Source organism: Flavobacterium sp. FG19, assembly GCF_057809475.1.
Genome location: NZ_JBMDKA010000026.1, coordinates 62739 through 88626, shown reverse-complemented (window position 1 = coordinate 88626; position 25888 = coordinate 62739). Strand labels below are relative to the sequence as shown.

The window sequence follows — 25888 nt, the reverse complement described above, 5'->3', positions numbered from 1 at the left end:
GCCTGCGCAGATGGTACTGCAGTTTTGTGGGAGAGTATGTCGTCGCCTTTCTTTTAAGAATCCTCATCATTTATTTGTTGAGGATTTTTTGTTTTATAATTGTCCCGTCCTGAAATAACGATACACAAAAAAAAGCGTTATGGAAGAAAGCTCTAATTATGTAAAGCGCACACAAAAAGACTATTCAATGTCTTTTAAATTGCAAGTTGTCCAAGCAATAGAACAAGGACAGCTCACAGCCACTCAAGCTACAAAGAAATATGGCATTCAATGTAGAAAAACTGTTATGGAATGGTTGCGTAAATTTGGTAACTTTGATTGGGAAAACCAATCCCTTTTAAATATGCCAAAGACAGCAGAACAGAAAATCATGGAACTTGAAGCCCAAGTCAGGTTATTAGAAAAGCAAAAGGCTTATTTAGAGCAGCAAGCTTATGTTGCAGACAAAAAAGCGATCTTGTTTGATATGATGATTGATTTAGCGGAAAAAGAATATCATATCGACATACGAAAAAACTCTCCACCCGAACAATCGACAACTTCAGAGCAAAAGAACAAAAAACAATAGCATTTACCTGTTATTTGTTCGGGATAGACAGACAGGTTTATTATCGAAAAATCAAAAGGAGAGCATCCAAAGAAAACAAAGCCAGAGAAGTAATTTTGATGGTAGATAACATCAGAGTGATGATGCCCCGGATAGGTGCTCGAAAACTATATTATCTTTTGCTGGATAAGCTTCAATTAATGAAAATAGGAAGAGATAAATTCTTTGATATACTCAGGGCCAATCATTTATTGATACAGCCGAAACGAAAATATCATATAACAACTAACTCACATCATCGATTTAGGAAATATCAAAATCAGATTTTAAATTTAGAAATTAGCAGACCAGAACAAGTTTGGGTATCTGATATAACATATATAGGAAAAAGAGATAGTCCATGTTATTTGAGTTTAGTCACAGATGCTTATTCTAAAAAGATCATGGGATATAATGTTGCTGACAACATGAATACAGAAAACAGTCTGAAGGCTTTAAAAATGGCCCTTAGCCACAGAAACAACAAAAGTCTGCCACTCATACATCACTCCGACAGAGGTATTCAGTATTGTGCTAATAAATACCAGAAGCAGCTTAACAAAAACCGGATCATATGTAGTATGACACAAAATTCAGATCCGTATGAAAATGCAGTTGCAGAAAGGGTAAATGGAATTCTAAAACAGGAGTTTACCATTGACAGATACAATCAAAAAGTCGAGATCATCAAAAAAGTTGTAAAAGAAGCTATTAGTATTTACAATGAAATTAGACCTCATTATTCAAACTATATGCTTACTCCAAGTCAGATGCACAGTCAAAATTTAATTAAAATGAGAACCTATAAAACAAAAAACAGCAGTAAACCTGAGCTTACTACTGTCTAAAATTGTATTTTTATTTTTTATTAATCCTGTATCACTTTTTCAGGACTAGACAAATACTTCCTCTGGGTAAATTCCAAAATCCAAATCCCAAACTCCAAATCCCAAACTCCAAATTCCAAAATCCAAATCCCAAAATTCATTTGGTTTCACTATAAATACGAAGATCCAAAACGTTCCTAAGGTACGATTGCGTTAGGGATGGGAGCGGCATCTCCCGATTTAGAAAAACAAGGCTTTTTCAGCCGTAGTTTTTGTTAATCGGGAATACAACGGACAGCCCGGTCCGAAGGGAAACGCCATTAATATTTGCTTTCAGATTTCCTGCGTTCAATTTTTGTTAAATTATAGTCAATTGTTAGTCTTAGGTATTGATACTTTAGAATTTCTTAATTTGATTGAGTATTTTTGTGATTCAATTATTTATTTAAACATGAGAAAAAGTATTTTACTGCTGACATTTTTTGTTATCACAAATTTAAGTGCTCAGCAACGTCCTAAATTGGTAGTGGGTATAGTAGTTGATCAAATGAAAATGGAATATTTATATCGCTTTTCAGATGATTTTTCGCCAAATGGTTTCAAAAGATTAATGAATGATGGATTTGTCTTCCAGAATATGCATTACAATTATATGCCTACTTATACTGCACCGGGACACGCCTCCATCTATACTGGGACAACACCTGCTACACATGGAATTGTAGGTAATGAATGGTTTAGCAGAACTCTTGGGAAAGAAAGGTATTGTACAGATGATGACAGTGTTAAAACCGTTGGCGACGGGACTGCTGAAGAAGGTGCGATGTCTCCTAAAAATCTCCAGAGCACTACCATTACTGATGAAGTTCGTATGGCAACTAATTTTACAGGAAAAGTAATTGGAATGAGTTTAAAAGATCGTGGGGCAATTTTACCAGCGGGACATTTTGCTAACTGGGCATTTTGGTACAGTAAAACAGGGTCATTTATTTCGAGCACATTTTACGGCGAAAAATTACCGGAATGGGTATCTGAGTTCAACAATGAAAAAAACTATTTAAAATACATTAATAAAGGCTGGGATTTGTATAAACCGGCTTCAGTTTATAATGAAAGTCTTCCGGATAATAATCCGTATGAAGGTAAATTATACGGAAGTGCAGCTCCGGTATTTCCGTATGATCTAAAAGCAATGTATGAAAAGAATGATGCGGGAATTATCCGTTCGACGCCATTTGGAAATGATCTTTTAGCGGAGTTTGCCAAACGCGCAATCGAAAAAGAAGATTTAGGAAAAGATAATATCACCGATTTCTTAACGGTTAGTTTCTCTTCTACAGATTATGTTGGTCACTTACTTGGACCAAGATCTATGGAACTTCAGGATACTTACTTAAGATTAGATCAGACTATTGCCGATTTTCTTGCTTATCTGGATAAATCGGTTGGAAAAGGAAATTATTTACTTTTTTTAACAGCGGATCATGCTGGTGCAGAGAATGTAATTTATTTAAAAGATCGCAAGTATAACGTAGATAATTATCCTTCAAAAGAAGTTAAGAAAAGCCTGCAGGATTTTTCAGTGAAAACTTTTGGTGTTGATTTGATTTTAAATTATTCTAATTTTAATGTGTTCTTCAATAAACAGATCATTAAAGAAAAAGGCTTAGAACTTGCAAAAGTAAAACTGGCTTTTAAAGAATTTTTAATTTCTCAGCCTCAGGTTAAAAAAGTATTTACCGAAGAAGATATTCTGGCAAACGGAGGTAATGATTATGCTTTAAATTTTGTGGCAAAAGGATATGATGTTACTCAGAATGGTGATTTGGTAATAATTGATAAACCTGGAGATATTGAGTATACAACTACGGGAACATCACACGGTACGATATACAGTTATGATACTCATGTTCCGGCTATATTTTATGGATGGGGTATTAAAAAAGGAGAATCTTATGATAAAAAAGCAATTACGGAAATAGCGCCAACAATCGCTCAAAAAATCAAAGTTACTTTTCCTAACGGGACCGAAGCAAAAGTAATGCAGGAGGTTTTAGATAATAAGAAGTAATACTATATAAATGCTGATTAAAAGCCCGTTTTGAAAAGAACGGGCTTTTTTGTGCATAAAAAAGGCTTTTCATTACGAAAAGCCTTTTGATTGTATTGCTTAGTAAGCACTTATTTAATACTGGCCTATGCGTTTGCCAATACTAACTCTTCATTGTAAGGAAGGTTAAAGGCTTCTGCTACTCCTTTGTAAAGGATTTTACCATTAGCCACATTTAAACCTTTTTTCAATTCTTCATTTTCAGCACAGGCTTTTTCCCATCCTTTATTCGCTAATTGTACAGCATAAGGTAAAGTAGCATTGGTTAAGGCTAAAGTAGAAGTGTAAGGAACAGCTCCCGGCATGTTAGCCACACAATAGTGAACGATATCATCAATAATAAAAGTTGGGTTTTCATGGGTTGTAGGAGTACAGGTTTCAATACATCCTCCCTGGTCTACAGCTACGTCAACTACAACAGCTCCCGGACGCATTAATTTTAGCATATCACGTGTAATTAAGTGAGGTGCTTTTGCTCCCGGAATTAAAACTGCACCAACAACTAAATCAGCATCTTTAATTGCTCTTGTAATATTGTAGTGATTAGACATTTCTGTATTTACGTTTGCCGGCATAATATCATCTAATTGACGTAAACGAGGCAGACTTAAATCCATAATAGTAACCTGAGCTCCTAAACCGGCAGCCATTTTTGCTGCCTGAGTTCCAACGATTCCTCCGCCAAGAACTAAAACTTTAGCCGGAGGTACACCTGGAACACCACCTAAAAGAATTCCTCTTCCTTTTAATGGTTTTTCTAGATATTTTGCTCCCTGCTGAATAGCCATACGGCCTGCTACTTCTGACATTGGAACTAGCAATGGTAAGCTTCTGTCTGTTTTTTCAACTGTTTCGTAAGCTAAACATACTGCTCCTCTTTCCAGCATAGCATGGGTAAGTTCCTCTGATGATGCAAAGTGGAAGTAAGTAAATAATAATTGATTTTTTTTAATTAAAGGATATTCAGAAGCGATAGGTTCTTTTACCTTAATAATCATTTCTGCGATAGCGTAAACATCTTCAATAGTTGGTAAAACTACTGCGCCGGCCTGTGCATATTCATCATCGCTGAAACCGCTTCCTAAACCAGCAGTAGCCTGAACATAAACCGTATGTCCGTGTTTTTTCATTTCTGAAACACCCGCAGGAGTTAAAGCAACTCTGTTTTCATTATTTTTTATTTCTTTTGGAACACCTATTATCATTTTGTTATAATTTTTTGTTTTAATTGAAATTGTTTTACAAATCTACAGATAGAGAATAAATTATGGTTTAGGGCTTGATAAATAAGAAAATATTATTTTATTTTTTACTTTTACAGAAAATTATTCTTTTTGATGACTTAAAATATTCTCCAAAAAGAAAAAAAGACTGAATTTCATATGTTTTAATACAACGTTTTCGTTATGGCTTTAGATGAAATTGATAAAAAAATCTTACGATTATTGCAGGAAGATGCACACTATACTTTAAAAGATATTGCAAACAAAATAAATTTGTCTTTAACACCGGTTCATGATCGCGTAAAACGCCTTGAAAAAGATGGGATTATAGAAAAATATGTTACGATTCTGGACAAGAAAAAATTAGGGAATAATTTAACCGTATATTGTCAGGTAACCTTAACGAAACAAACCTATGACACCTCGGAAGGTTTTAACCAGTCGATTTTAAATTTACCCGAAGTCGTAGAATGTAACTATGTGTCCGGAAACTTTGATTATATGCTTAAGATTATAATTCCGGATATGGAAAGTTATCATCATTTTCACCAGAAAAAATTATCTGTTCTGCCTGAAGTGTCTTTAATCAATACCGTATTTGTTATTTCAGAAGTAAAAAGTACGACAGTACTGCCTATCTAATAAAAAGAAAAACCATCAGGAAACCCCGATGGTTTTAAAAAATAGTTAGTTTGGTTTGTGAATTAATAATAAGTATAACGTCTTACTTTGGCAATATATTTTGCAAGACGAATTACCTGATGACTGTAACCGTATTCATTATCGTACCAAATGTAGAGTACAATGTTTTTTCCGTCTTTTGAAACAATGGTTGCATTACTGTCATAAATAGAGGGAGCCGATGTTCCTACTATGTCAGAAGAAACCAGTTCATTGTTTAAGGAATATTTAATCTGTTCAACCAGCCCTCCTTCAAGGGCATATTTCTTCATAATTTTGTTGATGCCGGCAATAGAGGAAGTTTTTTTTATCTCTAAATTTAAAACGACCAAAGAGCCGTTTGGAACCGGAACCCGAATCGCATTTGAGGTTAGCTTACCTTCTAAAGAGGGTAAAGCTTTCGCAACAGCATTTCCGGCACCGGTTTCGGTAATAACCATATTTAAGGCGGCTGCTCTGCCGCGACGGTATTTTCGATGCATATTATCTACCAGATTCTGATCGTTGGTATAGGCATGAATAGTCTCAAGATGTCCTTTTACAACTCCTAAAGTTTCTTCGATAACTTTTAAAATCGGTGTAATGGCATTTGTGGTACAGGATGCTGCAGAAAAAATAGCATTTTCATCAGGATTATAATCGTTGTGGTTGACACCATATACGATATTGGGAACACCTTTTCCGGGAGCAGTTAATAAAACTTTTGCGGCTCCGTTTGACGTTAAGTGTCTTTTTAAGGCTTCTTCGGTTGTAAAAGCCCCGGTATTGTCAATTATTAAAGCATCATTTATTCCGTACTCGGTATAATCAATTTCTTCCGGAGAATTTGCAGTAATCATATGTACGGTAGTGCCGTTAATGAGAAGAGTATTGTTTTTTGGATCGGCAGTAACAGATCCCTGGAAATCGCCATGAATAGAATCATAACGCAATAAGGAAGCTCTTTTCTCTAAACCCGAACCGTCATTTTTGTCACGTGTAACGATGGCTCTTAGTCGTAACTGATTTCCTTTTCCGGTTTTTGACATTAATTCTCTTGCCAGTAAACGTCCGATTCTTCCAAACCCGTACAGTACGACATCTTTTGGCAGGATTTCTTTTGAGGATTTAGCTTTTTTTAGTTTTTCGATAACAAAATACCGCGCATCAGGATATTTTTCATCCTCCAAACGATATTCATACGTTAATTTTCCAAGATCGATTTTGGCAGGGGGAAGATCCAGTGATAAAACCACTTTGGCTATTTCGACCGAATCGAAAATGGTGATAGGTTTGCCAACGAACTCTCCTGCATATTGATGAAGATTGATAATATCGCTGACATTTTTATCCAAAAGCTGATTTTTAAATAAAACCATCTCAATGGATTTGTCATACCATAAATCACTTATCACTTTAATTAATTCGACACCAGCTCTTCTTCGGTCGACTTGTAAGGATACCTCTTTTTGGTACAAAGATTTTTTACTCATAATAGATTGAATTGAAATAATAAAACGCTCACTTATTTTATAATTTGGCGCAAAAGTACCTATTTCAATCGATTTCGTAAACTATTTTAGTATTTATTTTTGAAAAAGAAAAAGCCACCTTATTTTTTCCTAAGATGGCTTTTTTTGATTTTGAAGTCGGTGTATTGGTTTGCAGTTTCTTCAAGACTGTAAACCGGAATTAATAATGGAGACTTAAATAATTATTCTAAAGATTTCTCCGCTTTTATTGATCATTTCAATCCTAACGCTCTGTCCTTCGTCTCTGTTTTTCAAAAGTTTTGAAACCGTTTCAATATTTGTTGCTTTGACATTATCAATACTCAGGATAATATTACCCTGCAATTCATTTTGGTACTGCATTAAATTCTCATTGGTTATGTTTTTGATTTTTACACCATAATCAATTCTGAATTTTTTCTTATCCGAAGCATCGATGTTTTCTAATTCAATTCCTTTAAATTCAGTACTAAAAAATTCGTTTTTACTTAGGGTAACTGGAACTGTTTTTGTTTTTCCGTCTTTAACATAAGTAACTTTAATAACATCATTAGGACGTTTGGTGTTTATGTAACCAGACAGATCGGCAAAAGTGGCAATGTTTTGTTCGTCTAGTTTTACTATAATGTCACCTTTTGTAAGGGCAGCCTTTTCGGCACCGGAGTTTTTAGAGACTTTATCAATGTAAAAGCCCTGTGTTTCAGAAATACCCAGTACTTTTGAGGCATTACTATTTAATTCGCGTCCTTCAACACCTAATATTCCTCTCTGTACATTTCCGTACTCCATAATATCTTCGATAATTTTTCTGGCAATATTGGAAGGAACAGCAAAAGAGTATCCTACATACGATCCGGTCATTGATGAAATCATCGTGTTAATACCAATCAGTTCTCCTCTTGTATTGACTAAAGCACCTCCTGAGTTTCCTGGATTTACCGCAGCATCCGTCTGAATGAACGACTGAATGCCGCTTTGATCTAAGTTTCTGGCTTTGGCCGAAACAATTCCGGCGGTAACAGTTGAAGTCAGATTATACGGATTTCCAACTGCCAGAACCCATTCTCCAATTTTTACAGAATCTGAATTTGCAAAAGCGGTATACGGTAATTTTTCATCGGCATCTATTTTCAGCAGCGCAATATCCATTTTAGAATCGGTACCAATTAATTTCGCTTTATAGGATTTTTTATTGTTTAATGTTATTTCAATTTCAGTAGCATCTTTAATAACATGATTGTTGGTTACAATATAACCGTCTTCAGAGATGATAACACCCGAACCGGTTCCTACCTGTTCCTGCTGCTGCTGTCCGCCATAGCCGTAGAAAAATTCAAGCATTGGATTGCTTACGGTTCTTCTCGAAACATTTTTTACGTGAACCACCGTGTGAATGGTCTTGTCTGCCGCTTCTGTAAAATCAACCGTTTCGGCTGATAAAGCAACGTTTTTTCCATAGGAATCAGGGGCAAGGGTAACAACAGAACCTTTCTTTCCAAAAAAAGAATCACTGCCGTCAAATAATAACTTGTAAGCCCCAAGGGTAGTAGCACCACTAAGTAGTGAAACCAAAAATAAGGTTGAAAATTTTTTCATATTCAGTTTATGTTTTTTAAGTTATTTTAGGTATATGTTTTTAACATTTACAACGTAAAATTATACCAAAAATTTTTTTCGAAAAACGGTTTAACGCTCTTTAACAATGATTAACATTTCCTTAATTAATCTTCGCAGTTTCTTCGTACTTTTGTAGTTCTTAACGACTAAAAAATGCAGATAGAATTTTATAAATACCAGGGTACTGGCAACGATTTTGTCATGATCGACAACAGATCAGGTTTCTTTCCAAAAGAAGATGTAAAGCTGATTGAGAGACTGTGCGACAGACGTTTCGGAATTGGAGCGGACGGACTTATTTTACTTGAAAACGATTCAGACACTGATTTTAGAATGGTGTATTACAATTCAGACGGAAACCAAAGTTCGATGTGTGGTAACGGCGGACGCTGTCTGGTTGCTTTTGCCAGTCAGCTTGGAGTTATTGAAGATAAAACTACTTTTATTGCTACTGATGGTCTGCACCATGCATCAGTTGGAAAAGACGCTATTGTTTCACTTCAGATGATTGATGTAGACGAAGTACAGAAAAAAGATTCCTATACTTTTTTAAATACCGGATCTCCGCATCATGTACAGATTGTTGAGGATTTGGAACATTATAATGTAAAAGAAAACGGAGCTGCCATTCGTTATGGAGAGTTATACGGACAAAAAGGCAGTAATGTCAATTTTGTTAAAAAAGTAAATGAAGACACTTTCTCCCTTCGTACTTATGAAAGAGGGGTTGAAGACGAAACGCTGGCCTGCGGAACTGGTGCAACAGCGGTTGCCATTGCTATGAATGCAACCGGACAGACAGACAAAACTTCTATTAACCTGAATGTTGAAGGTGGGAAACTGGTGGTTTCTTTTAATAAAGATGGAGATCATTTTACCAATGTGTTTTTGACAGGTCCGGCTAAATTTGTTTTCAAAGGAACTATAGAAATCTGATTTTAGTACTTTTAAATGCAGCTATTAACAATCTAAAATTAAAGATGATTACACTCAAAGGCGATACTATTTATCTTCGTGCACTGGAACCGGAAGATTTAGAGTTTGTGTACGGAATGGAAAATGATCAGAGCATTTGGGAAGTTAGTAATACCAATACACCTTACAGCAGATTTTTAATCCGTCAGTATCTTGAAAATGCCCAGCAGGATATTTACGAAGCAAAACAATTGCGTTTGGCAATCTGTCAGGACGAAGATTTTCCGGCTGTGGGACTGATCGATTTATTTGATTTTGATCCCCGTAATAACAGGGCGGGTATCGGAATTGTTATTCAGAATGAAAAAGACAGACGGCAGAATATTGGTTCTGAAGCTTTAGCGCTTTTAATAAAATACGCTTTCCTCAATTTAAATCTCCATCAGCTTTATGCAAATATTAGTGCAAATAATGAAGCAAGTATAGCTCTTTTTACTAAATTTGGTTTTGAGAAAACAGGAATTAAAAAAGACTGGATACTGCTGAATAATGAATATCATGATGAGGCCGTTTTTCAGTTAATCAATAAAAATATTTAAACTTATCACTTTGAAATTAAAAAAAATTATCACCATAACTGCTGTAGCCGTAATTTCAGTTTTACTGATTTACGGTTTTATTTTAATCAGCCGAATTTTTAGTGCCAATACCAAATTTGAAGAAAAAGAAGTATACGTACATGTGCCTACCGGTTCTAATTATACAGATGTAAAAAGGATATTGGAACCTTATATTAAGAATTTTGACAATTTTGAATTAGTGGCCAGTAAAAGAAGTTACCCTGAAAATGTAAAACCAGGTCGTTTTCTTCTTAAAAAAGACATGAACAATATTGACTTGGTACGTGCCATGCGTTCAAATGTTCCTGTAAAATTAGCTTTTAACAATCAGGAACGCCTGGAAAATTTTGCCGGAAGAGTGGGAGCAGAAATTGAAGCGGACAGTACTTCGTTATTAAAAGCTTTCAGGGATTCTACTTTTTTAGCACAAAACGGGTTCAATGAAGAAAATGTTTTTGCAATGTTTATTCCTAATACTTATGAAGTGTACTGGAATACTTCGGCAGAAAAATTCCGAGACAAAATGATTAAAGAATATCATAAGTTCTGGACTCCTGAAAGACAGGAACAGGCCAAAAAACAAGGTCTGACTCCGGTTCAGGTGTCGATTCTGGCTTCTATTGTGCACAAAGAATCCGTTAAAAAAGATGAGAGACCCCGTATTGCCGGAGTATATTTAAACCGTCTTCGTTTAGAAATGCCGTTACAGGCAGATCCTACCGTTATTTATGCTTTAAAATTAAGGGATAACGATTTTGATCAGGTTATAAAAAGGGTTTTTTATAATGACTTAGTTATGAAATCGCCATACAATACCTATATCAACACAGGACTTCCTCCGGGACCGATTGCCATGGCCGATATTACAGCTCTCGAAGCGGTTCTGAATCCTGAGAAAAACGATTATATTTATTTTTGTGCCAGCGTAGACCGTTTTGGCTACCATGAGTTTGCTTCTAATTATGCAGATCACACTAAAAATGCAAAAAGATATTCAGACTGGATTGCCAGTCAGGGCGTAACAAGATAGTTTTGAATTTAAGAGAATACCTTTTTTTATCGGTTTTATTTTTAATGGGTTTTTCGTCTTTTGCACAAAGCAGGATGGAAAGTTTTTTAACCCCTTCCGATACTTTAAATAAAAAGAGACAGAATGCCGTAATAGTAACTGAAACCGCTTTGGCTTCAGTTACTTTATTAGGCTTAAACCAGCTTTGGTATGCCGATTATCCACGGTCAAAATTTCATTTTATTAATGATAACAATGAATGGCTTCAGATGGATAAAGCGGGACATATGTATTCTGCTTATCATTTGGGACGATTTGGTGCCGAAATGATGAACTGGAGTGGTGCCAGTCAAAAAAAACAGTTAGTTTACGGGGCAGGTTTAGGTTTTGCTTTTTTAACCGCTGTAGAAGTTTTGGACGGATTTTCTTCAGAATGGGGAGCTTCTTCCGGTGATATTGCTGCCAATGCAGCGGGGACAGCTTTGTATGTTTCTCAGGAATTACTATGGAAAGAACAGAGAATTATTCCTAAATTTTCCTTTCATACCACTAAATATGCGGCTATGCGCCCTGATGCTCTGGGAAAAACATTAAATGAGCAGATTTTAAAAGACTATAACGGGCAGACTTACTGGCTTTCGGTTAACCCTTATTCCTTTGCTAAGGAAAGTAAAATTCCAAAATGGTTTAATATTGCTTTTGGATATGGAGCCGAGGGAATGTTATCCGGAAACCGGAGTGATCAAAATATAATTTTGCCTGAAAATCCCGAAATATATCGTAAGTTTTTTCTTTCTTTTGATGTTAATTTTGCTAAAATTGACACAAAATCGCATTTTTTGAAAACTATTTTTTCCGTTTTTAATACAATAAAAATTCCGGCTCCGGCTCTGGAATACTCCGCCAATAAAGGGTTTAAGGCACATGCCTTGTATTTCTGATTTTGGTTAAATTGTTGATTATCAGATTTTTTTGTTTTTCATTACCTTTGCACCCGTAGAAATTTCAAAAAGGTGACAGCGTTTTGAAGAAAAACAATTTATGATAAAGAAGTGGTATTTTTATGCGAGTTTAATCGTTATTATTACATTTTTAAGCCTGGGTTTTAAACCCTTTAGTGTCGAAACCAAACCGTGGTTTCTAACAGAAAAAACAGATGGATCAGAATACATTTATCCATCTTTGGAAAAGGGTGATTATCCTAAAGCACATCTAAACGTCCCATACACTGGAAATCATCTTATCGGTTTTAAAGAAGCAGTTGCTTTTAAAGAATCTCAGGGAAAATACCGAATGGTTAATTCACTGGGTTACATGGGAAAATATCAATTTGGTTCAAAAGCCTTAAGAGCTATCGGAGTCAGAGATGACAAAGATTTCCTGAAAGATCCTGCATTGCAGGAAAAAGCTTTTGTTGCATTATTATCCAAAAACAAATGGATTTTACGCAATGAAATCAGAAAATACGAAGGAAAAGTGATTAATGGTGTTGAAATTACAGAATCTGGTATTTTAGCAGCTGCACATCTTGGAGGTGCAGGATCTGTAAAAAACTTTTTTAAACATGGAGGAAACAGGCATTTCAGAGATGCTTTCGGAACTTCGTTAAAAAGCTATTTACGCGATTTTGCAGGCTATGACCTCTCGTTTATCGAAGCAGATAAAAATGCTGTGATCAATGAGTAAAAAGACAAAAAAATCCCGAAATTAATTTCGGGATTTTTTTTGAATTGACCTTAATCGATTAGTATTTCCAGGATCTGAATGGCCGCTTCACTAATTTTAGTTCCCGGACCGAAAATAGCTGCCGCTCCGGCATCAAACAAAAATTGATAGTCCTGTGCCGGAATTACGCCCCCTACAATTACCATAATATCATCACGACCCTGTTTTTTAAGTTCTTCAATAACCTGCGGAACTAAAGTTTTATGTCCCGCTGCGAGTGAGGAAACCCCCAAAATATGTACGTCATTTTCTACCGCCTGTTTGGCAGCTTCTGCCGGCGTTTGAAACAAAGGGCCGATATCTACATCAAAACCTACATCGGCATAACCTGTCGCCACTACTTTTGCACCGCGGTCATGACCGTCCTGTCCCATTTTGGCAATCATAATCCTCGGACGTCTTCCTTCCTGTCTGGCAAAAACATCAGCTAACTGTTTTGCCTTTTCAAAATTTTCGTCATTTTTTATTGCTGCACTATACACACCGCTAAATGATTTAATTTGTGCTTTAAACCTTCCAAAAATAGTTTCAAGTGCATCGCTTATCTCTCCCAGTGTTGCTCTGTTTCTGGCGGCTTCAATGGCAATTTCTAATAAGTTTCCTTCTCCGGTCCTGGCACAATGGATTAATTTTTCAAGTGATTCCTTTACTTTTTCAGTATCTCTTTTTGCTTTAATAGTTTCAAGACGTTCTATCTGCTGTTTGCGAACCATTTGGTTGTCAACATCCAGAATATGTAACGGATCTTCTTTTTCTAATCTAAATTTATTGACCCCCACAATAATATCCTGTCCGCTGTCGATTCTGGCCTGTTTTCTGGCTGCCGCTTCTTCTATGCGGAGTTTTGGAATTCCGGCTTCAATCGCTTTGGTCATTCCGCCCAGTTCCTCAACCTCTTCAATTAGTTTCCAGGTGTTTTCGAGTATTTCATTCGTTAATGATTCCACATAATAACTGCCTCCCCAGGGATCTACCGTTTTAGTAATCTTAGTTTCTTCCTGTAAAAAAATCTGCGTATTACGGGCAATTCTGGCCGAAAAATCAGTAGGTAAAGCAATCGCTTCATCAAGTGCATTTGTATGCAGGGATTGTGTTCCGCCAAATGCTGCGGCCGCCGCTTCAATACAGGTTCTGGCTACATTATTAAACGGATCTTGTTCTGTTAAACTCCATCCGCTGGTCTGGCAATGTGTTCTTAATGCCAGAGATTTATCACTTTTTGGATTAAACTGCTGAATCAGTTTTGCCCAAATCATTCGTCCGGCCCTCATCTTGGCAATTTCCATAAAGTGATTCATTCCTATGGCCCAGAAAAAGGACAGTCGGGGAGCAAATTCATCAATCGTCATTCCGGTAGACAACCCTGTTCGAATATATTCTAAACCATCGGCAAGGGTATACGCTAGTTCAATATCTGCTGTTGCGCCGGCTTCCTGCATGTGATATCCTGAAATAGAGATTGAATTGAATTTAGGCATTTTTTTGCTCGTAAATTCAAAAATATCTGCAATAATTTTCATAGAAGGAGCTGGCGGATAAATATACGTATTACGCACCATGAACTCCTTCAGAATATCATTCTGAATGGTACCTGAAAGTTTATTTAATTTAACACCCTGCTCTTCGGCTGCTACAATATAAAACGCCATAACAGGCAGAACTGCACCGTTCATGGTCATAGAAACGGACATTTCATCAAGTGGAATCTGATCAAACAGTACTTTCATGTCTTCGACAGAGTCTATTGCAACTCCCGCTTTTCCAACATCGCCTACCACTCTTTCGTGATCAGAATCGTAGCCCCGGTGCGTTGGTAAATCAAAAGCAATCGAAAGTCCTTTTTGTCCTGCTGCGAGATTTCTTCTGTAAAAAGCATTACTTTCTTCCGCAGTAGAAAACCCGGCATACTGACGAATCGTCCACGGACGACGAACATACATCGTAGCGTACGGACCGCGTAAATTAGGTGTAAATCCGGCTCCGAAATCCAAAAACTCTAATTCTTCAATATCCTTTTCAGAATAGCTTTTTTTTAGTTCGATTCCTTCTGCTGTGGTGAAGTTATGAGTTATAGGTTCGGAGTTATGTGTCAGTTCATTTAACGTCTCACTTTTAACAGCTAACTTTATATGTTTAAGGTCTTTTCTTATCATACAGACTCTTTCTTTGTTGTGCATATTAATTACTAAAAAACTACTCAAGTTCCAGTCTTTCCTGTTCCAGTTTTTCAGCTAATCTTTTTTCTATAATAGGCGTAATCAACGTTTTTCTTGGTTTTATTTTCACAAAAGGAAACAGTTCTAAATCGTGTTTCATTTTGTCTTCTTTGTTTGGATATTTATTGGTGCCCAGTAAAATTTCTTTTTTTGAATCGAATAACTCCTGCTCTTTATTGGCGCTTTCCTGTATTTTCTTTTTGATGGTTCCGTCATTCAGCAGTTTTAAGAAACCTCCGTTTGCTTCAATATCTTTAAATAGAGTAAGGCTTTTTTCTGCCAGTTGCATGGTTAAGCTTTCAATGTAATAACTTCCGTCAGCCGGATTATCGACTTTGTCAAAGTAACTTTCGTGTTTTAAAACTAATAATTGATTTCGGGCAATACGATCGCCAAATTCATTGTCTTTGTGGTACAAGGAATCATAAGGTAAATTTGCCACAGCATCGGCACCGCCTAATATAGCCGACATGCATTCGGTTGTGGTACGAAGCATATTAACATTGTAATCGTAGATGGTTTTGTTACGTTTAGTAGGCGTAACCAGAAAATGACAATCTATCTCAGAATGGTATTCGGCAGCTATTAATTTAAAAAGCATCCGCAAGGCACGAAGTTTGGCAATTTCAAAAAAGTAGCTCGTTCCAACTGATATTTGAAAAACAAAAGGTTTTGTTATGTTTGGGAAACGATTTAAATACTCATTGGCATGCGCTAAACTATAAGCAATCTGCTGTGTAATATTAGCACCTGAATTTTGATACAAACCTAAATCGATACTTAAAAGAGGAATATTGGTTTGGTTTGAAATTTTTTCAAGCGTTTCAAAATTATTTTTGTCCGATGTTGTAAACCAGTTTCCGTCTCGTGCCAGTTGTCCGATTGGATCTAAATTGCAGTAAAAAAACGCTTTTTTTTGAGTCGAAATAACATCCAGTTTTTTAACGAAATCGATTGAGATAAAACTCAAATGAAAATAAACCGTTCTTCCTTCTAAAGGAAGATTTTCTAATAATTTTTGAACGTCAGTATTCTCGTTCTGAATTGTAAAACGTAAACTTTCGGCACCTCTTTCAATCGTATTTAAAGCTCTTTTTACCGATTTGTCGATATCATAAACAAAAATATTCTGGCAGATTTTAAATTCTGAAGCTTTAGTTTGTACAGAAGCCGATTGGGTAAATTCGTCACTGTGATAAAACGGTTTTACCTGAATATCTTCGGGAGAATTCCAGATTACGGTTTGGTTATAATCGGCTCCATCTAATTCAAACTGAATTTTTTGTTTCCATTGTTTGGATGAAATCGGATTAAAATCTTCGAATAGGTTTGCAGCCATGGGTGTTTTTTGTGATTATTCTTTTTTCTGAATAGTGTCTCCTTCAAAATGGATGATGTAAATATCTTCGCTGTCTTTTTTCATAAAGTACTTTTCGCGGGCATATTTTTCTATCTGTTCCGGATTTTTGAGTTGTTTGATCTGTTCCTGATCTTTTTTTATCTCGTCCTGATAATATTTTTTATTATCCTGTAATTCATTAATCTGCTCATCTAAAAAGCGATGATCAAAATAAGAGTAGTTGTCTAAAAAGAGCATCCATACCACAAAAAAAGACAATACCCAGACATATTTATTGCCCAGGAATTTAAACCATTTTTTGTCTTTGTATGGATTTTTAAATTTCATATAAGATTATTTCTTTTGAATTGATTTGAGTTTTTCAGACATTTTGAAAAACAGTCCCGACATTTGCCGGGAAGCTTTATTTTGTGGTCTAAATTTACGATAAAAATTATGAAATTCTCTGATTAATTACGGCGCGAACGACATCAATTGCTACCGTATTGTATTTGTCATTTGGAATAATAATGTCTGCAAAAGCTTTTGTAGGTTCTATAAACTGTTCATGCATAGGTTTTAAGGTGGTCTGATAACGGTTTAAAACCTCGTCAATATCACGGCCTCTTTCAGAAATATCCCTTTTTAAACGACGAATTAATCTTTCATCAGAATCAGCATGAACATATATTTTAATGTCGAAAAGTTCTCTTAATTCGGGATTCGTTAAAATTAAAATTCCTTCCACAATCATTACTTTTCTTGGATGTGTCGAAATTGTATCGTCTGTTCTGTTGTGCTGAATGAATGAATAAACCGGCTGATCGATCGTTTCACCTGCTTTTAAGGCTTTAAGATGTTTTACCAGTAATTCAAAATCAATGGCACGCGGGTGATCAAAATTGATTAATGCTCTCTCGTCAAAAGACAAGTTGTGGTTTTCCTTATAATACGAATCCTGAGAAATTACGCCAACCTGAGTGTCTGGTAATTCGTTCATGATTTGATGTACAACCGTTGTTTTTCCGCTTCCAGTTCCTCCTGCAATTCCAATAATGAGCATAAATTTTTTGTTTGATATTTGTTACGCAAAAATAATAATTTAACTGAATTGCTAAACACTTAATACAATTTAACCATATAAGTAATGTAAGTAAATTTGAGATGTAAGATGTTTAAACAAAATGCTATTTGTCTGAAATTGTATTACTTATATGGTGAAAAATATAAAAAAATCCCGAAAGTAAACCTTCGGGATTTCGTGCAGTCAGTATAATTTTAAAAAAATATTCTGAATTTAGTAAGCACTTGTAGTTATTTGTTCTTTTTTGCTTTTATCATCATTTCGAGCTGGTCCCAAAGTTCTTCCGGAATAGCTTCGAGTAAATTAAACTGTCCGGCGCCTTTCAGCCATTCTCCGCCATCAATTGTAATGACATCCCCGTTGATGTAAGAGGAGAAATCTGAAACCAGATAAGCGGCCAGATTAGCTAATTCCTGATGGTCTCCAACTCTTTTTAATGGTACTTTTTTGGCCATATCAAATTTTTCAGAAAGATCTCCCGGCAGTAATCTGTCCCAGGCTCCTTTAGTAGGGAATGGTCCCGGTGCAATTGCATTAGAACGAATTCCGTATTTGGCCCATTCTACAGCAAGACTTCTTGTCATGGCCAGAACTCCGGCTTTGGCTGTTGCGCTGGGAACTACGTAAGCAGATCCTGTCCACGCATAAGTGGTTACTATATTTAAAATCGCTGCCGAAGTTTGTTTAGTGTCAATCCAGTGTTTTCCAAAAGCCAGTGTACAGTTTTTAGAACCTTTAAGTACAATATCTATAACAGTATCAAATGCATTTGCTGATAAACGTTCTGTTGGTGAAATAAAATTTCCGGCAGCATTGTTTAAAAGAACATCCACTTTTCCAAACGTTTTTAACGTTTCCTGAAGCATGTTTTCTACTTCTTCATAATGACGAACATCACACTGAAGCGGTAAACATTTGCCTCCTGTTGCGCTTTCGAGTTCCGCTGCGGTAGTTTTCAGTTTTTCTAAATCTCTGGAAGTAATGGCTACCTGAGCACCCAGTTCCAGGAAATATTTGGTCATTGCTTTTCCTAAACCGCTTCCGCCGCCGGTAACTACAATTACTTTACCTTTTAAAGCATCATCTCGTAACATTTTATCTGTATAGTTCATACTTTTTCTTTTTTTACAATATTAGTTAAAATAATAGGATGCACGCATAATAATGTTATAAAATTTTAATAAACTTTATACAAGACACAATTTTTTTGCAGCAGATTCGAGAGTTACATCGTCCTTTGCAAAACAAAAACGGATTAGTTTCTGGTCTTTATGATCAGAATAAAAGTTAGAAATCGGGATGGCGGCAACACCATGATCAATGATCAGATTTTTACAGAAAGTGACATCGTCTTCACTTGAAATACTGGCGTAAGAAGCGACCTGAAAATAAGTGCCTTCGCAGGGTTTTAATTCAAACCGGCTGTTTTGAAGCAGTTTTTGAAAATAATCTCTTTTTTCCTGATAGAATTTCCCCAGCAGATCTACATTCACAACATCCAGATATTCACTGATGGCAAATTGAGAAATGCTGTTAACGCTAAAAACCAGAAACTGATGCACTTTCTTGATTTCGTTCATTAAATATTCCGGTGCGATGGTATAACCAATTTTCCAGCCTGTTATATGAAATGATTTTCCAAAAGAAGAAACCATTACACAGCGATCGCGTAAAAAGCTTTTGGTATGTGCAGAAATGTGTTTTTCTTCAAAAGTAATATATTCATAAACTTCATCAGACAAAACGATGATTTCGGGGTATTTGGAAAGGATTTTTTCTAATTCAACAAAATCTGCTTCCGTTAATATTTTTCCTGTTGGATTATGCGGATTGTTGATGATGATCATTTTGCTCCTTTCGGAACAAGCTTTTTCAATTCGTTCCCAATTTGGTGTGTAATCATCATTCAACGCTACCCGAACAGGTTTAGCTTTGCAGAGTAAAACGGGAGATTCATAAGAATCGTAACTCGGATCAAGAATTACGACTTCGTCATTTTCTTTTACTAAAGCCAGAATCGTAGTGAAAATTCCCTGAGTTGCTCCTGCAGTAACCAGAAGTTCTAAATCAGGATTGATAATCCTTTTATAAGAACTCTCGATTAATTTTGCAATTTTATTCATCAAAGGTGGATAGCCGGCCATTGGTGTATATTGGTGAACATTTTCCCTGGCTAATCTGGAAATAATATCGGTCAGTCTTTCATCAACAGGAAAATTGGGAAATCCCTGAGAAAGATTTATCGCATTGTATTCGACTGCCATTTTTGACATTACCGTAAAAATGCTGGTAGTTACGTTTGGGAGTTTACTCATAATTAAGTTTGGTTAGAGGAGTAACTTTTGTGAAAAGTTGAAGATGTTAATTTACAACTATAGGGACAGGATATAAAACTCGAACTGTTTTGTTATTTTGTTTTCCGGGAATCCATTTAGGAGATTTTTTTAGGACCCTAATTGCTTCAGCTCCCGTTTCGTATCCAAGATCTCTCAAAATTTTTATATCGCTTAAAGATCCGTCTCTCTCAATAATAAATATAGTATATACTTTTCCTTTCAAGTCTTTTTGTGGATTTTTATAGTTGTCTTTTAAAAAGCGTTCTAATGCTTCCTGGCCGCCTGGGAATTCCGGTTTTACATCAACGCCGGCGGTATTGTAAATCCATTTTTCTTCAGCAATAGCTTTTTCAGAATCGCTCACATATTCTCTAGGTGGTTCAATTTGAGAAAATATTGTTTGTACTGAACAAATAAAAAATAAAACAAAAAACTTTTTCATAGCGGTTCTGTTTGCAGTTTGCTTACATTTTATGAATAATAAAAATCGCAGGACGTTTATCAATATCAATTTTTAATTTCTTCCAATCCGAAATTTTCAGAGTTTTGATGAATTCTGTTGGAAGCGTAATATCAGCCGCAATGCATAAATGTGTGGATGGATTTAAAATCTGAACCAGGTCTTCAATCAGTTTATTATTTCTATAAGGAGTTTCAATAAAAATCTGCGATTGGTTTTTATCATAAGATAATTTCTCAAAATGTCTCAAAGCCGATTTTTTCTCGTCTTTGTCAATTGGCAGATAACCATTAAAAGTAAAACTCTGACCGTTCATTCCGGAAGCCATCATGGCAAGCAGGATAGAAGAGGGGCCTACCAAAGGTATCACCTGAATGCCTTTTTCGTGTGCTAATTTTACAATTGCAGCACCCGGATCTGCAACGCCCGGACAACCGGCTTCGCTCATTAAGCCCATGTTTTTCCCTTCTAATAAAGGTTTGATAAAGTCTAAATGTTCGCTGGTTTCGGTACGTTTATTAAGAGTGAAAAGCACTAATTCTGATTGTTTTTTTTCAGGATAAACTGCTTTGATTGACTTTCTGGCGGTTTTGTCGTTTTCAACAATATAATGGTCAATAACTTCTATAGTTCTTCTGACAGTCTGCGGTAAAACATCCATGGGATCGCTTTCGCCCATTGTGGTTGGAATAAGATATAATTTTCCCGAAAGTTTCATTTTTAAGATATTTATGGGTTAAAAACAAAAAATGTATTTCAATTATTAAAAATGATAACTGAAATACAAATTAAATTAGGAGTGCTTTTTGATGAGTTTTTGAGCGATTATGTCTGTTGCTTCATCCAGCATTTGATAGACATTGTCAAAACCATTGACGGCACCATAATAAGGATCCGGAACATCGACATTTTCGTCCGGGAATAATTCGTTAAGAATTAAATGGATTTTACTTTTATGTTCGGGTGTTTTGGCTAAATGGAGAACATCACGATAATTCGAATTGTCCATAACATAGATATAATCGAATGTGTCAAAATCAGAAGTCTGGATCTGTCTTCCTTTCTGCTGGTCAATACACAAGCCGTTTTTTTGTGCAACAGCGATAGAACGTTTGTCAGGAGAATGGCCTATATGCCAGGATCCTGTTCCTGCCGAATCTACAATAAATTTGTCCTGAGGTAATTTTGATGCTAAAATTCCTTCTGCGAGAGGAGATCTGCAGATATTCCCCAAGCAAACCATTAAAATTTTTACAGGCATGATTGGCTTTATAGCGTTAATTTTTTGTTGATGTCTTCGACAAATTTCTTGAATTGTTTGTCTGTAGAAACTAAATTGTCAACGGTTTTACAAGCGTGTAATACGGTTGCGTGATCCCGGTCTCCAATTTGTGAACCAATGTTTGCCAAAGAAGCTTTGGTGAATTTCTTTGCAAAAAACATAGCCAGCTGTCTTGCCTGAACCACATGTCTTTTTCTGGTTTTAGACTGAAGCGTTTCGATATCCAGCTGAAAATAATCGGATACAATTTTTTGAATATATTCGATAGAAATTTCTCTCTTAACGTTTTTAACGAATTTTTCAACAACACTTTTAGCCAGTTCGATGGTAACTTCTTTTTTGTTGAATGAAGATTGTGCAATCAAAGAGATAATAGCGCCTTCTAATTCTCTAACATTAGATTTGATGTTACGGGCTACATATTCTAAAATGTCTTCCGGCATATCAACACCGTCACGATATAAAATATTTTTTAAGATCGAAATACGGGTTTCATAATCAGGCTGGTGCAATTCTGCAGACAATCCCCATTTGAAACGGGATAATAAACGCTGTTCAATATCCTGCATGTCTACAGGAGCTTTGTCAGACGTTAAAATGACCTGTTTGCCGTTTTGGTGCAGGTAGTTGAAAATATGGAAAAACACGTCCTGAGTTCCTGATTTACCAGATAAAAACTGAACATCATCAATGATAAGAACGTCGATTAACTGATAAAAGTGAATAAAGTCGTTACGATTATTCTTTTTTACAGAGTCAATATATTGCTGGGTGAAAATTTCGGCAGAAATATATAAAACTGTTTTTTCAGGATATTTGTCTTTTACTTCAACTCCAATAGCGTGTGCTAAGTGTGTTTTTCCTAATCCGACACCTCCAAAAATCAACAGCGGATTAAAAGAAGTTCCTCCCGGTTTGTTGGCAACAGCCATACCTGCAGAACGGGCCAGACGGTTGGAATCTCCTTCCAGAAAGTTGTCAAAACTGTAATTAGGGTTTAACTGAGATTCAATTTTTAAATTTCGGATTCCGGGAATTACAAAAGGATTTTTAAGCTCGGGATTTAAGTTTTTAAACGGAGCGTCAACTTCCTGTGGTTTCATCGGAACTCTGTTGGAACTTGGCAGCTGCTCGGTAAAAGGCTGTTTATTTCCATAAGTGTTCTCCATTTTAATTTTATAGAGTAACTTTGCGTTTTTTCCCAGTTCTTTGGTAAGCGCAACTTTCAATAATTTTACGTAGTGTTCTTCTAACCACTCGTAGAAAAATTTACTTGGTACTTGAATATATAAAGCGTTATCGGTTAGTTCAACTGATTTGATTGGTTCAAACCAAGTTTTATATGCTTGGTCTTGAATATTGTCCTTTATAAAAGACAAACAGTTTTCCCATACCGATTGAGCAGTTTTAGTCATAGATTCAAATAAATTTTTTATATTATTGATAAAGATTCTCCTAATAAAAAAGGAGCGATTTTATTCCTTATTTCGGGATAACAAATATGTGAACAAATTTCTGTAAAAAAAAATATTTTGGTATCTAATTTTATAAAAAAAAGTCGTAAAAGGGCTTTTTGAATTCGAATTTTTTTAATATTTTATCAATGAAAAATCATCAGACCCAAGTGCGGGTTCGTTACTCAGAAACTGACCAAATGGGAGTTGTTTATCACGGCAGTTATGTGCCTTATTTTGAAATTGGACGTGTGGAATGGCTTAGAAATAAAGGGGTTTCATATAAAAGCATGGAAGAAAGCGGTATTGGTCTTCCTATAGTGAACATGAATATCGCGTATAAAAAATCAGCCAGGTATGATGAGCTTTTGACAATTCATACCACCTTCAAAAGTCACTCCTCTGTTAAGATTGAATTTGACTGCGCAATCTACAATGAAGCAAATGAGTTATTAACAACGGCAGTGTTTATTCTGGTATTTATTTCGTTAAAAACAGGTCGTCCGACAGCCCCTCCGGAATACATTTTAGAGATATTCAAATCACTCGATGAAAATTGTTAAATTAACCTGCTTTTTTATGTTAATTTAGATAATTTTAATATCGATTTCAAACATTAAATCAAAAATGTCGAATATAGATTCGGCATTTTTTTTTCGCGTTTTGGTCGTGATTTTACCAATTGGCAGACCCGAATTTTCATCCATTTCCATTTCCTGTGAAGTGATTTCTAATTTCTTTTCCTTAATAACACGCATCACTTTGTTCATGTTTTTGTAATCAAATGAAATTAAAAAATGTACATCAATTGTTTTTTCGATGATTTCACAAACCTCTAATGTCATCTGCGCCGTAGTTCGGTAAGCAGCAATTAAACCGCCGACTCCTAATTTTACGCCGCCAAAAATACGAACTACCACTACAATAACGTTCGTTAATCCAAAAGATTGTATTTGTCCGTAAATAGGTGCTCCTGCGGTGTTGCCCGGTTCGCCGTCGTCATTAGCACGATAAGAGATTTTTGGGGCAGTGCCCAATTGGTAAGCATAACAATAATGAACAGCATGCGGGTGCAGCTTTCGTAAGTTTTCTATAATGGGTTTTACTTCCTCTTCGGTTTCTATAGGATAAGCATACCCAAAGAACTTGCTTCCCTTTTCTTTAAAAAGTACTTCTTCAGATTCACCAGATATGGTTTGGTATGTGTCGTTGTATTCCAAAAGTGATTTTTAAAGTATGTTTTTGTTGAATAAATCCACTACATCTTCTTTGCCGACCTGCAGATTCCAGACATGAACCCCAAGTTCTGCCGCAGCATCCGTGTTTTCTTTTTTGTCATCCACAAATAAAATTTCGTCCGGATTCAGATTATGTTCGTCTATTAAATGCTGGTAGGAATCAGCGTTTGGCTTGCGTTTTCCTATTTCAAACGAAAAATGAACTTTTTCAAAGCAATTGTAAAAATCAGTATAAAACGCAGTTCCCGTTCTTTTTTCAAATGTAGTAATATGAATAGAATCCGTATTGCTTAATAGAAACAGACGGTATTTTTTAGAAAGTTCTTTTAAGAATTCCAAACGATACGATGGGAAATCAGCCAGTACGGCATTCCAGGCTTCCAGAATTTCTTCAATTGAAGCATCAGGAAGCTGTTTTTGAAATCCGGCTAAAAAATCATCGTATGAAATATCTCCGGTTTCAAATAATAAGTTCAAACGGTCAAATTCAGAATTCCATTCTGTCATACCCAGTTTTTTCAAACCCGAAATAGTTCCCTGTTTGTCTAAATTGATAAAGATATCCCCAAAGTCAAAAATTATAGTATTAATCATGATTTCGTATATATAGTAATTCGTCGTTTTGAATCGTTGTTTTTACGGTGTTTTTCTTTAACAAGACAGGTGCTTTTGTGCCTTTTTCAAAGTTGTTTTTTCCAACAAAAACACGGGCTTCATCCCAGAGGTTCTCCTCTATAAAAGACTGCAGGGTTTGTCTGCCGCCTTCGATAATAACCGATTGGATCTGGTGTTGATACAATACCTTTAAAATTTGAGGGATAAGGTTTTCGTTAAAATCAATTCTTTCAAAAAGAGTATTCTCTGTTGAAAAATTTTCATCAGATTTTGAAAACACTATGGTTTTTATACTGTTGTCAAAAATAAAGCTGTCTTTTGAAATTCGGTTATTCAGATCCAGAATTACTCTCACCGGGTTATTTCCTGACCAGTCCCTGACATTTAATTTAGGATTGTCATCGACTACAGTTTGGGTTCCGGCCAAAATAGCCTGTTCTTCACTTCTCCATTTATGAACCAGTTGTCGGGAATAGGTATTGGTTATCCATACTGGTTTTCGTTCGGGATTTGTTTCTTTTTCGGGTGCCAGAAATCCGTCCTGACTTTCAGCCCATTTTAAAATAATATACGGGCGTTTCTTTTGATGAAAGGTAAAAAAACGTTTGTTAAGTTCATTACATTCTTCTTCCAGAATACCAACCGTTACCTTTGCTCCGGCTTCAATCAGTTTTTTAATTCCTCTTCCGGCCACTTTTTCGTTAGGATCAACAGTTCCCACCACCACATTCGGAATTTCGTGTGTAATAATTAAATCACAGCAGGGCGGGGTTTTGCCAAAATGACTGCAGGGTTCCAGGCTTACATATATAGTAGCTTCTTTTAGCAGTGATTTATCTTTTACTGATTTTACAGCGTTAACTTCAGCATGAGGTTCACCGGATTTTTTGTGCCAGCCTTCGCCAATAATTGTATCTTTATATACGATAACGCTTCCTACCATAGGATTTGGATAAGTCGTTCCAAACCCGTTTTTAGCAAGTTCGATGCATCGTTTAATATGTTTTTCATGTATGTTCACGGTGCAAAAGTAACTAATTTTTAAGGCTTCTGTCAAATCC

General features: G+C 35.8%; 26 protein-coding genes. 10 read left to right on the top strand and 16 right to left on the bottom strand.

The features are described 5' to 3' along the window. Positions 1-139: 139 nt before the first annotated feature. The 3 genes from ACODST_RS22035 to pafA all read left to right on the top strand — a co-directional run bounded on the left by ACODST_RS22035 (position 140) and on the right by pafA (position 3484). Positions 140-568, top strand: coding sequence for a helix-turn-helix domain-containing protein (locus tag ACODST_RS22035; protein ID WP_488934243.1), 429 nt, complete (start codon positions 140-142; stop codon positions 566-568). A 14-nt stretch (positions 569-582) separates the two neighbouring features. Next, a complete protein-coding gene (locus ACODST_RS22030) occupies positions 583-1434 on the top strand; it encodes an IS3 family transposase (protein ID WP_488934242.1) in 852 nt (283 codons plus the stop codon). Positions 1435-1864: 430 nt separating this feature from the next. Then, positions 1865-3484, top strand: coding sequence for an alkaline phosphatase PafA (gene pafA / locus ACODST_RS22025; protein WP_488934241.1), 1620 nt, complete (start codon positions 1865-1867; stop codon positions 3482-3484). 125 nt (positions 3485-3609) lie between these two features. Here pafA and ald read toward each other — a convergent pair whose 3' ends face one another. After that, positions 3610-4728 (bottom strand): alanine dehydrogenase, encoded by a 1119-nt coding sequence (ald, locus tag ACODST_RS22020; protein WP_488934240.1) that lies wholly within the window; start codon positions 4726-4728, stop codon positions 3610-3612. 201 nt (positions 4729-4929) lie between these two features. Between ald and ACODST_RS22015 the strand changes: the two genes are divergently transcribed. Next, positions 4930-5388: an Lrp/AsnC family transcriptional regulator gene (locus ACODST_RS22015; protein WP_053474073.1), complete on the top strand. Its 459-nt coding sequence runs from the start codon at positions 4930-4932 to the stop codon at positions 5386-5388. Between the two features lie 62 nt (positions 5389-5450). Here ACODST_RS22015 and ACODST_RS22010 read toward each other — a convergent pair whose 3' ends face one another. Beyond that, positions 5451-6899, bottom strand: a complete 1449-nt coding sequence (locus ACODST_RS22010; RefSeq protein ID WP_488934239.1) for a glyceraldehyde-3-phosphate dehydrogenase — start codon at positions 6897-6899, stop codon at positions 5451-5453. Positions 6900-7112: 213 nt separating this feature from the next. Beyond that, positions 7113-8513, bottom strand: coding sequence for a S1C family serine protease (locus tag ACODST_RS22005; protein ID WP_488934238.1), 1401 nt, complete (start codon positions 8511-8513; stop codon positions 7113-7115). 174 nt (positions 8514-8687) lie between these two features. Between ACODST_RS22005 and dapF the strand changes: the two genes are divergently transcribed. The 5 genes from dapF to ACODST_RS21980 all read left to right on the top strand — a co-directional run bounded on the left by dapF (position 8688) and on the right by ACODST_RS21980 (position 12764). Next, positions 8688-9470 carry a diaminopimelate epimerase gene (dapF, locus tag ACODST_RS22000; RefSeq protein ID WP_488934237.1) on the top strand — a complete coding sequence of 261 codons (783 nt, stop codon included), beginning with the start codon at positions 8688-8690 and terminating at the stop codon, positions 9468-9470. 44 nt (positions 9471-9514) lie between these two features. Next, entirely contained in the window at positions 9515-10048 is a 534-nt protein-coding gene (locus ACODST_RS21995; RefSeq protein WP_488934236.1) for a GNAT family N-acetyltransferase, read from the top strand. A 10-nt stretch (positions 10049-10058) separates the two neighbouring features. Next, entirely contained in the window at positions 10059-11099 is a 1041-nt protein-coding gene (gene mltG / locus ACODST_RS21990; RefSeq protein WP_488934235.1) for an endolytic transglycosylase MltG, read from the top strand. A 74-nt stretch (positions 11100-11173) separates the two neighbouring features. After that, positions 11174-12019, top strand: a complete 846-nt coding sequence (locus ACODST_RS21985; RefSeq protein WP_488934234.1) for a DUF2279 domain-containing protein — start codon at positions 11174-11176, stop codon at positions 12017-12019. A 100-nt stretch (positions 12020-12119) separates the two neighbouring features. After that, positions 12120-12764 carry a peptidoglycan-binding protein LysM gene (locus ACODST_RS21980; protein ID WP_488934233.1) on the top strand — a complete coding sequence of 215 codons (645 nt, stop codon included), beginning with the start codon at positions 12120-12122 and terminating at the stop codon, positions 12762-12764. Positions 12765-12814: 50 nt separating this feature from the next. Here the strand turns inward: ACODST_RS21980 and scpA are convergent, their stop codons facing one another. From scpA to dnaA, 10 genes are all read right to left on the bottom strand, one after another. After that, on the bottom strand, positions 12815-14956 hold the full coding sequence (gene scpA / locus ACODST_RS21975) for a methylmalonyl-CoA mutase (RefSeq protein ID WP_488934232.1): 2142 nt from the start codon (positions 14954-14956) through the stop codon (positions 12815-12817). A gap of 40 nt (positions 14957-14996) precedes the next feature. Then, positions 14997-16358, bottom strand: a complete 1362-nt coding sequence (locus tag ACODST_RS21970; RefSeq protein WP_488934231.1) for a methylmalonyl-CoA mutase subunit beta — start codon at positions 16356-16358, stop codon at positions 14997-14999. A gap of 15 nt (positions 16359-16373) precedes the next feature. Continuing rightward, positions 16374-16706: an FtsB family cell division protein gene (locus ACODST_RS21965; protein ID WP_488934230.1), complete on the bottom strand. Its 333-nt coding sequence runs from the start codon at positions 16704-16706 to the stop codon at positions 16374-16376. Between the two features lie 106 nt (positions 16707-16812). Next, the gene (gene udk, locus ACODST_RS21960) at positions 16813-17421 is read right to left on the bottom strand and encodes a uridine kinase (RefSeq protein WP_488934229.1); all 609 of its coding nucleotides are present in this window, start codon (positions 17419-17421) and stop codon (positions 16813-16815) included. Positions 17422-17672: 251 nt separating this feature from the next. After that, on the bottom strand, positions 17673-18554 hold the full coding sequence (locus tag ACODST_RS21955) for an SDR family oxidoreductase (protein ID WP_488934228.1): 882 nt from the start codon (positions 18552-18554) through the stop codon (positions 17673-17675). Positions 18555-18629: 75 nt separating this feature from the next. Next, complete coding sequence (locus ACODST_RS21950) at positions 18630-19757, bottom strand: methionine aminotransferase (protein ID WP_488934227.1); 1128 nt, start codon at positions 19755-19757, stop codon at positions 18630-18632. Positions 19758-19803: 46 nt separating this feature from the next. Further along, entirely contained in the window at positions 19804-20220 is a 417-nt protein-coding gene (locus tag ACODST_RS21945; protein ID WP_488934226.1) for an energy transducer TonB, read from the bottom strand. Positions 20221-20242: 22 nt separating this feature from the next. Continuing rightward, complete coding sequence (locus tag ACODST_RS21940; RefSeq protein ID WP_488934225.1) at positions 20243-20956, bottom strand: SAM-dependent methyltransferase; 714 nt, start codon at positions 20954-20956, stop codon at positions 20243-20245. 75 nt (positions 20957-21031) lie between these two features. Continuing rightward, complete coding sequence (locus tag ACODST_RS21935; protein WP_488934224.1) at positions 21032-21499, bottom strand: low molecular weight protein-tyrosine-phosphatase; 468 nt, start codon at positions 21497-21499, stop codon at positions 21032-21034. An 8-nt stretch (positions 21500-21507) separates the two neighbouring features. Further along, positions 21508-22935: a chromosomal replication initiator protein DnaA gene (gene dnaA / locus ACODST_RS21930; protein WP_488934223.1), complete on the bottom strand. Its 1428-nt coding sequence runs from the start codon at positions 22933-22935 to the stop codon at positions 21508-21510. Positions 22936-23123: 188 nt separating this feature from the next. On the opposite strand from dnaA, the gene ACODST_RS21925 reads away from it, so the two are divergent. Then, positions 23124-23537 carry an acyl-CoA thioesterase gene (locus tag ACODST_RS21925; protein WP_488934247.1) on the top strand — a complete coding sequence of 138 codons (414 nt, stop codon included), beginning with the start codon at positions 23124-23126 and terminating at the stop codon, positions 23535-23537. A gap of 24 nt (positions 23538-23561) precedes the next feature. On the opposite strand, the gene ACODST_RS21920 is transcribed toward ACODST_RS21925, so the two are convergent. From ACODST_RS21920 to ribD, 3 genes are read right to left on the bottom strand one after another with little or no spacing between them, the layout of a single operon-like run. Continuing rightward, positions 23562-24194, bottom strand: coding sequence for an IMPACT family protein (locus ACODST_RS21920; RefSeq protein ID WP_488934222.1), 633 nt, complete (start codon positions 24192-24194; stop codon positions 23562-23564). Between the two features lie 9 nt (positions 24195-24203). Continuing rightward, a complete protein-coding gene (locus tag ACODST_RS21915; RefSeq protein ID WP_488934221.1) occupies positions 24204-24806 on the bottom strand; it encodes an HAD family hydrolase in 603 nt (200 codons plus the stop codon). Beyond that, entirely contained in the window at positions 24799-25848 is a 1050-nt protein-coding gene (ribD, locus tag ACODST_RS21910; protein ID WP_488934220.1) for a bifunctional diaminohydroxyphosphoribosylaminopyrimidine deaminase/5-amino-6-(5-phosphoribosylamino)uracil reductase RibD, read from the bottom strand. Before ribD ends, ACODST_RS21915 begins: the two co-directional genes overlap by 8 nt. Positions 25849-25888 lie beyond the last annotated feature (40 nt).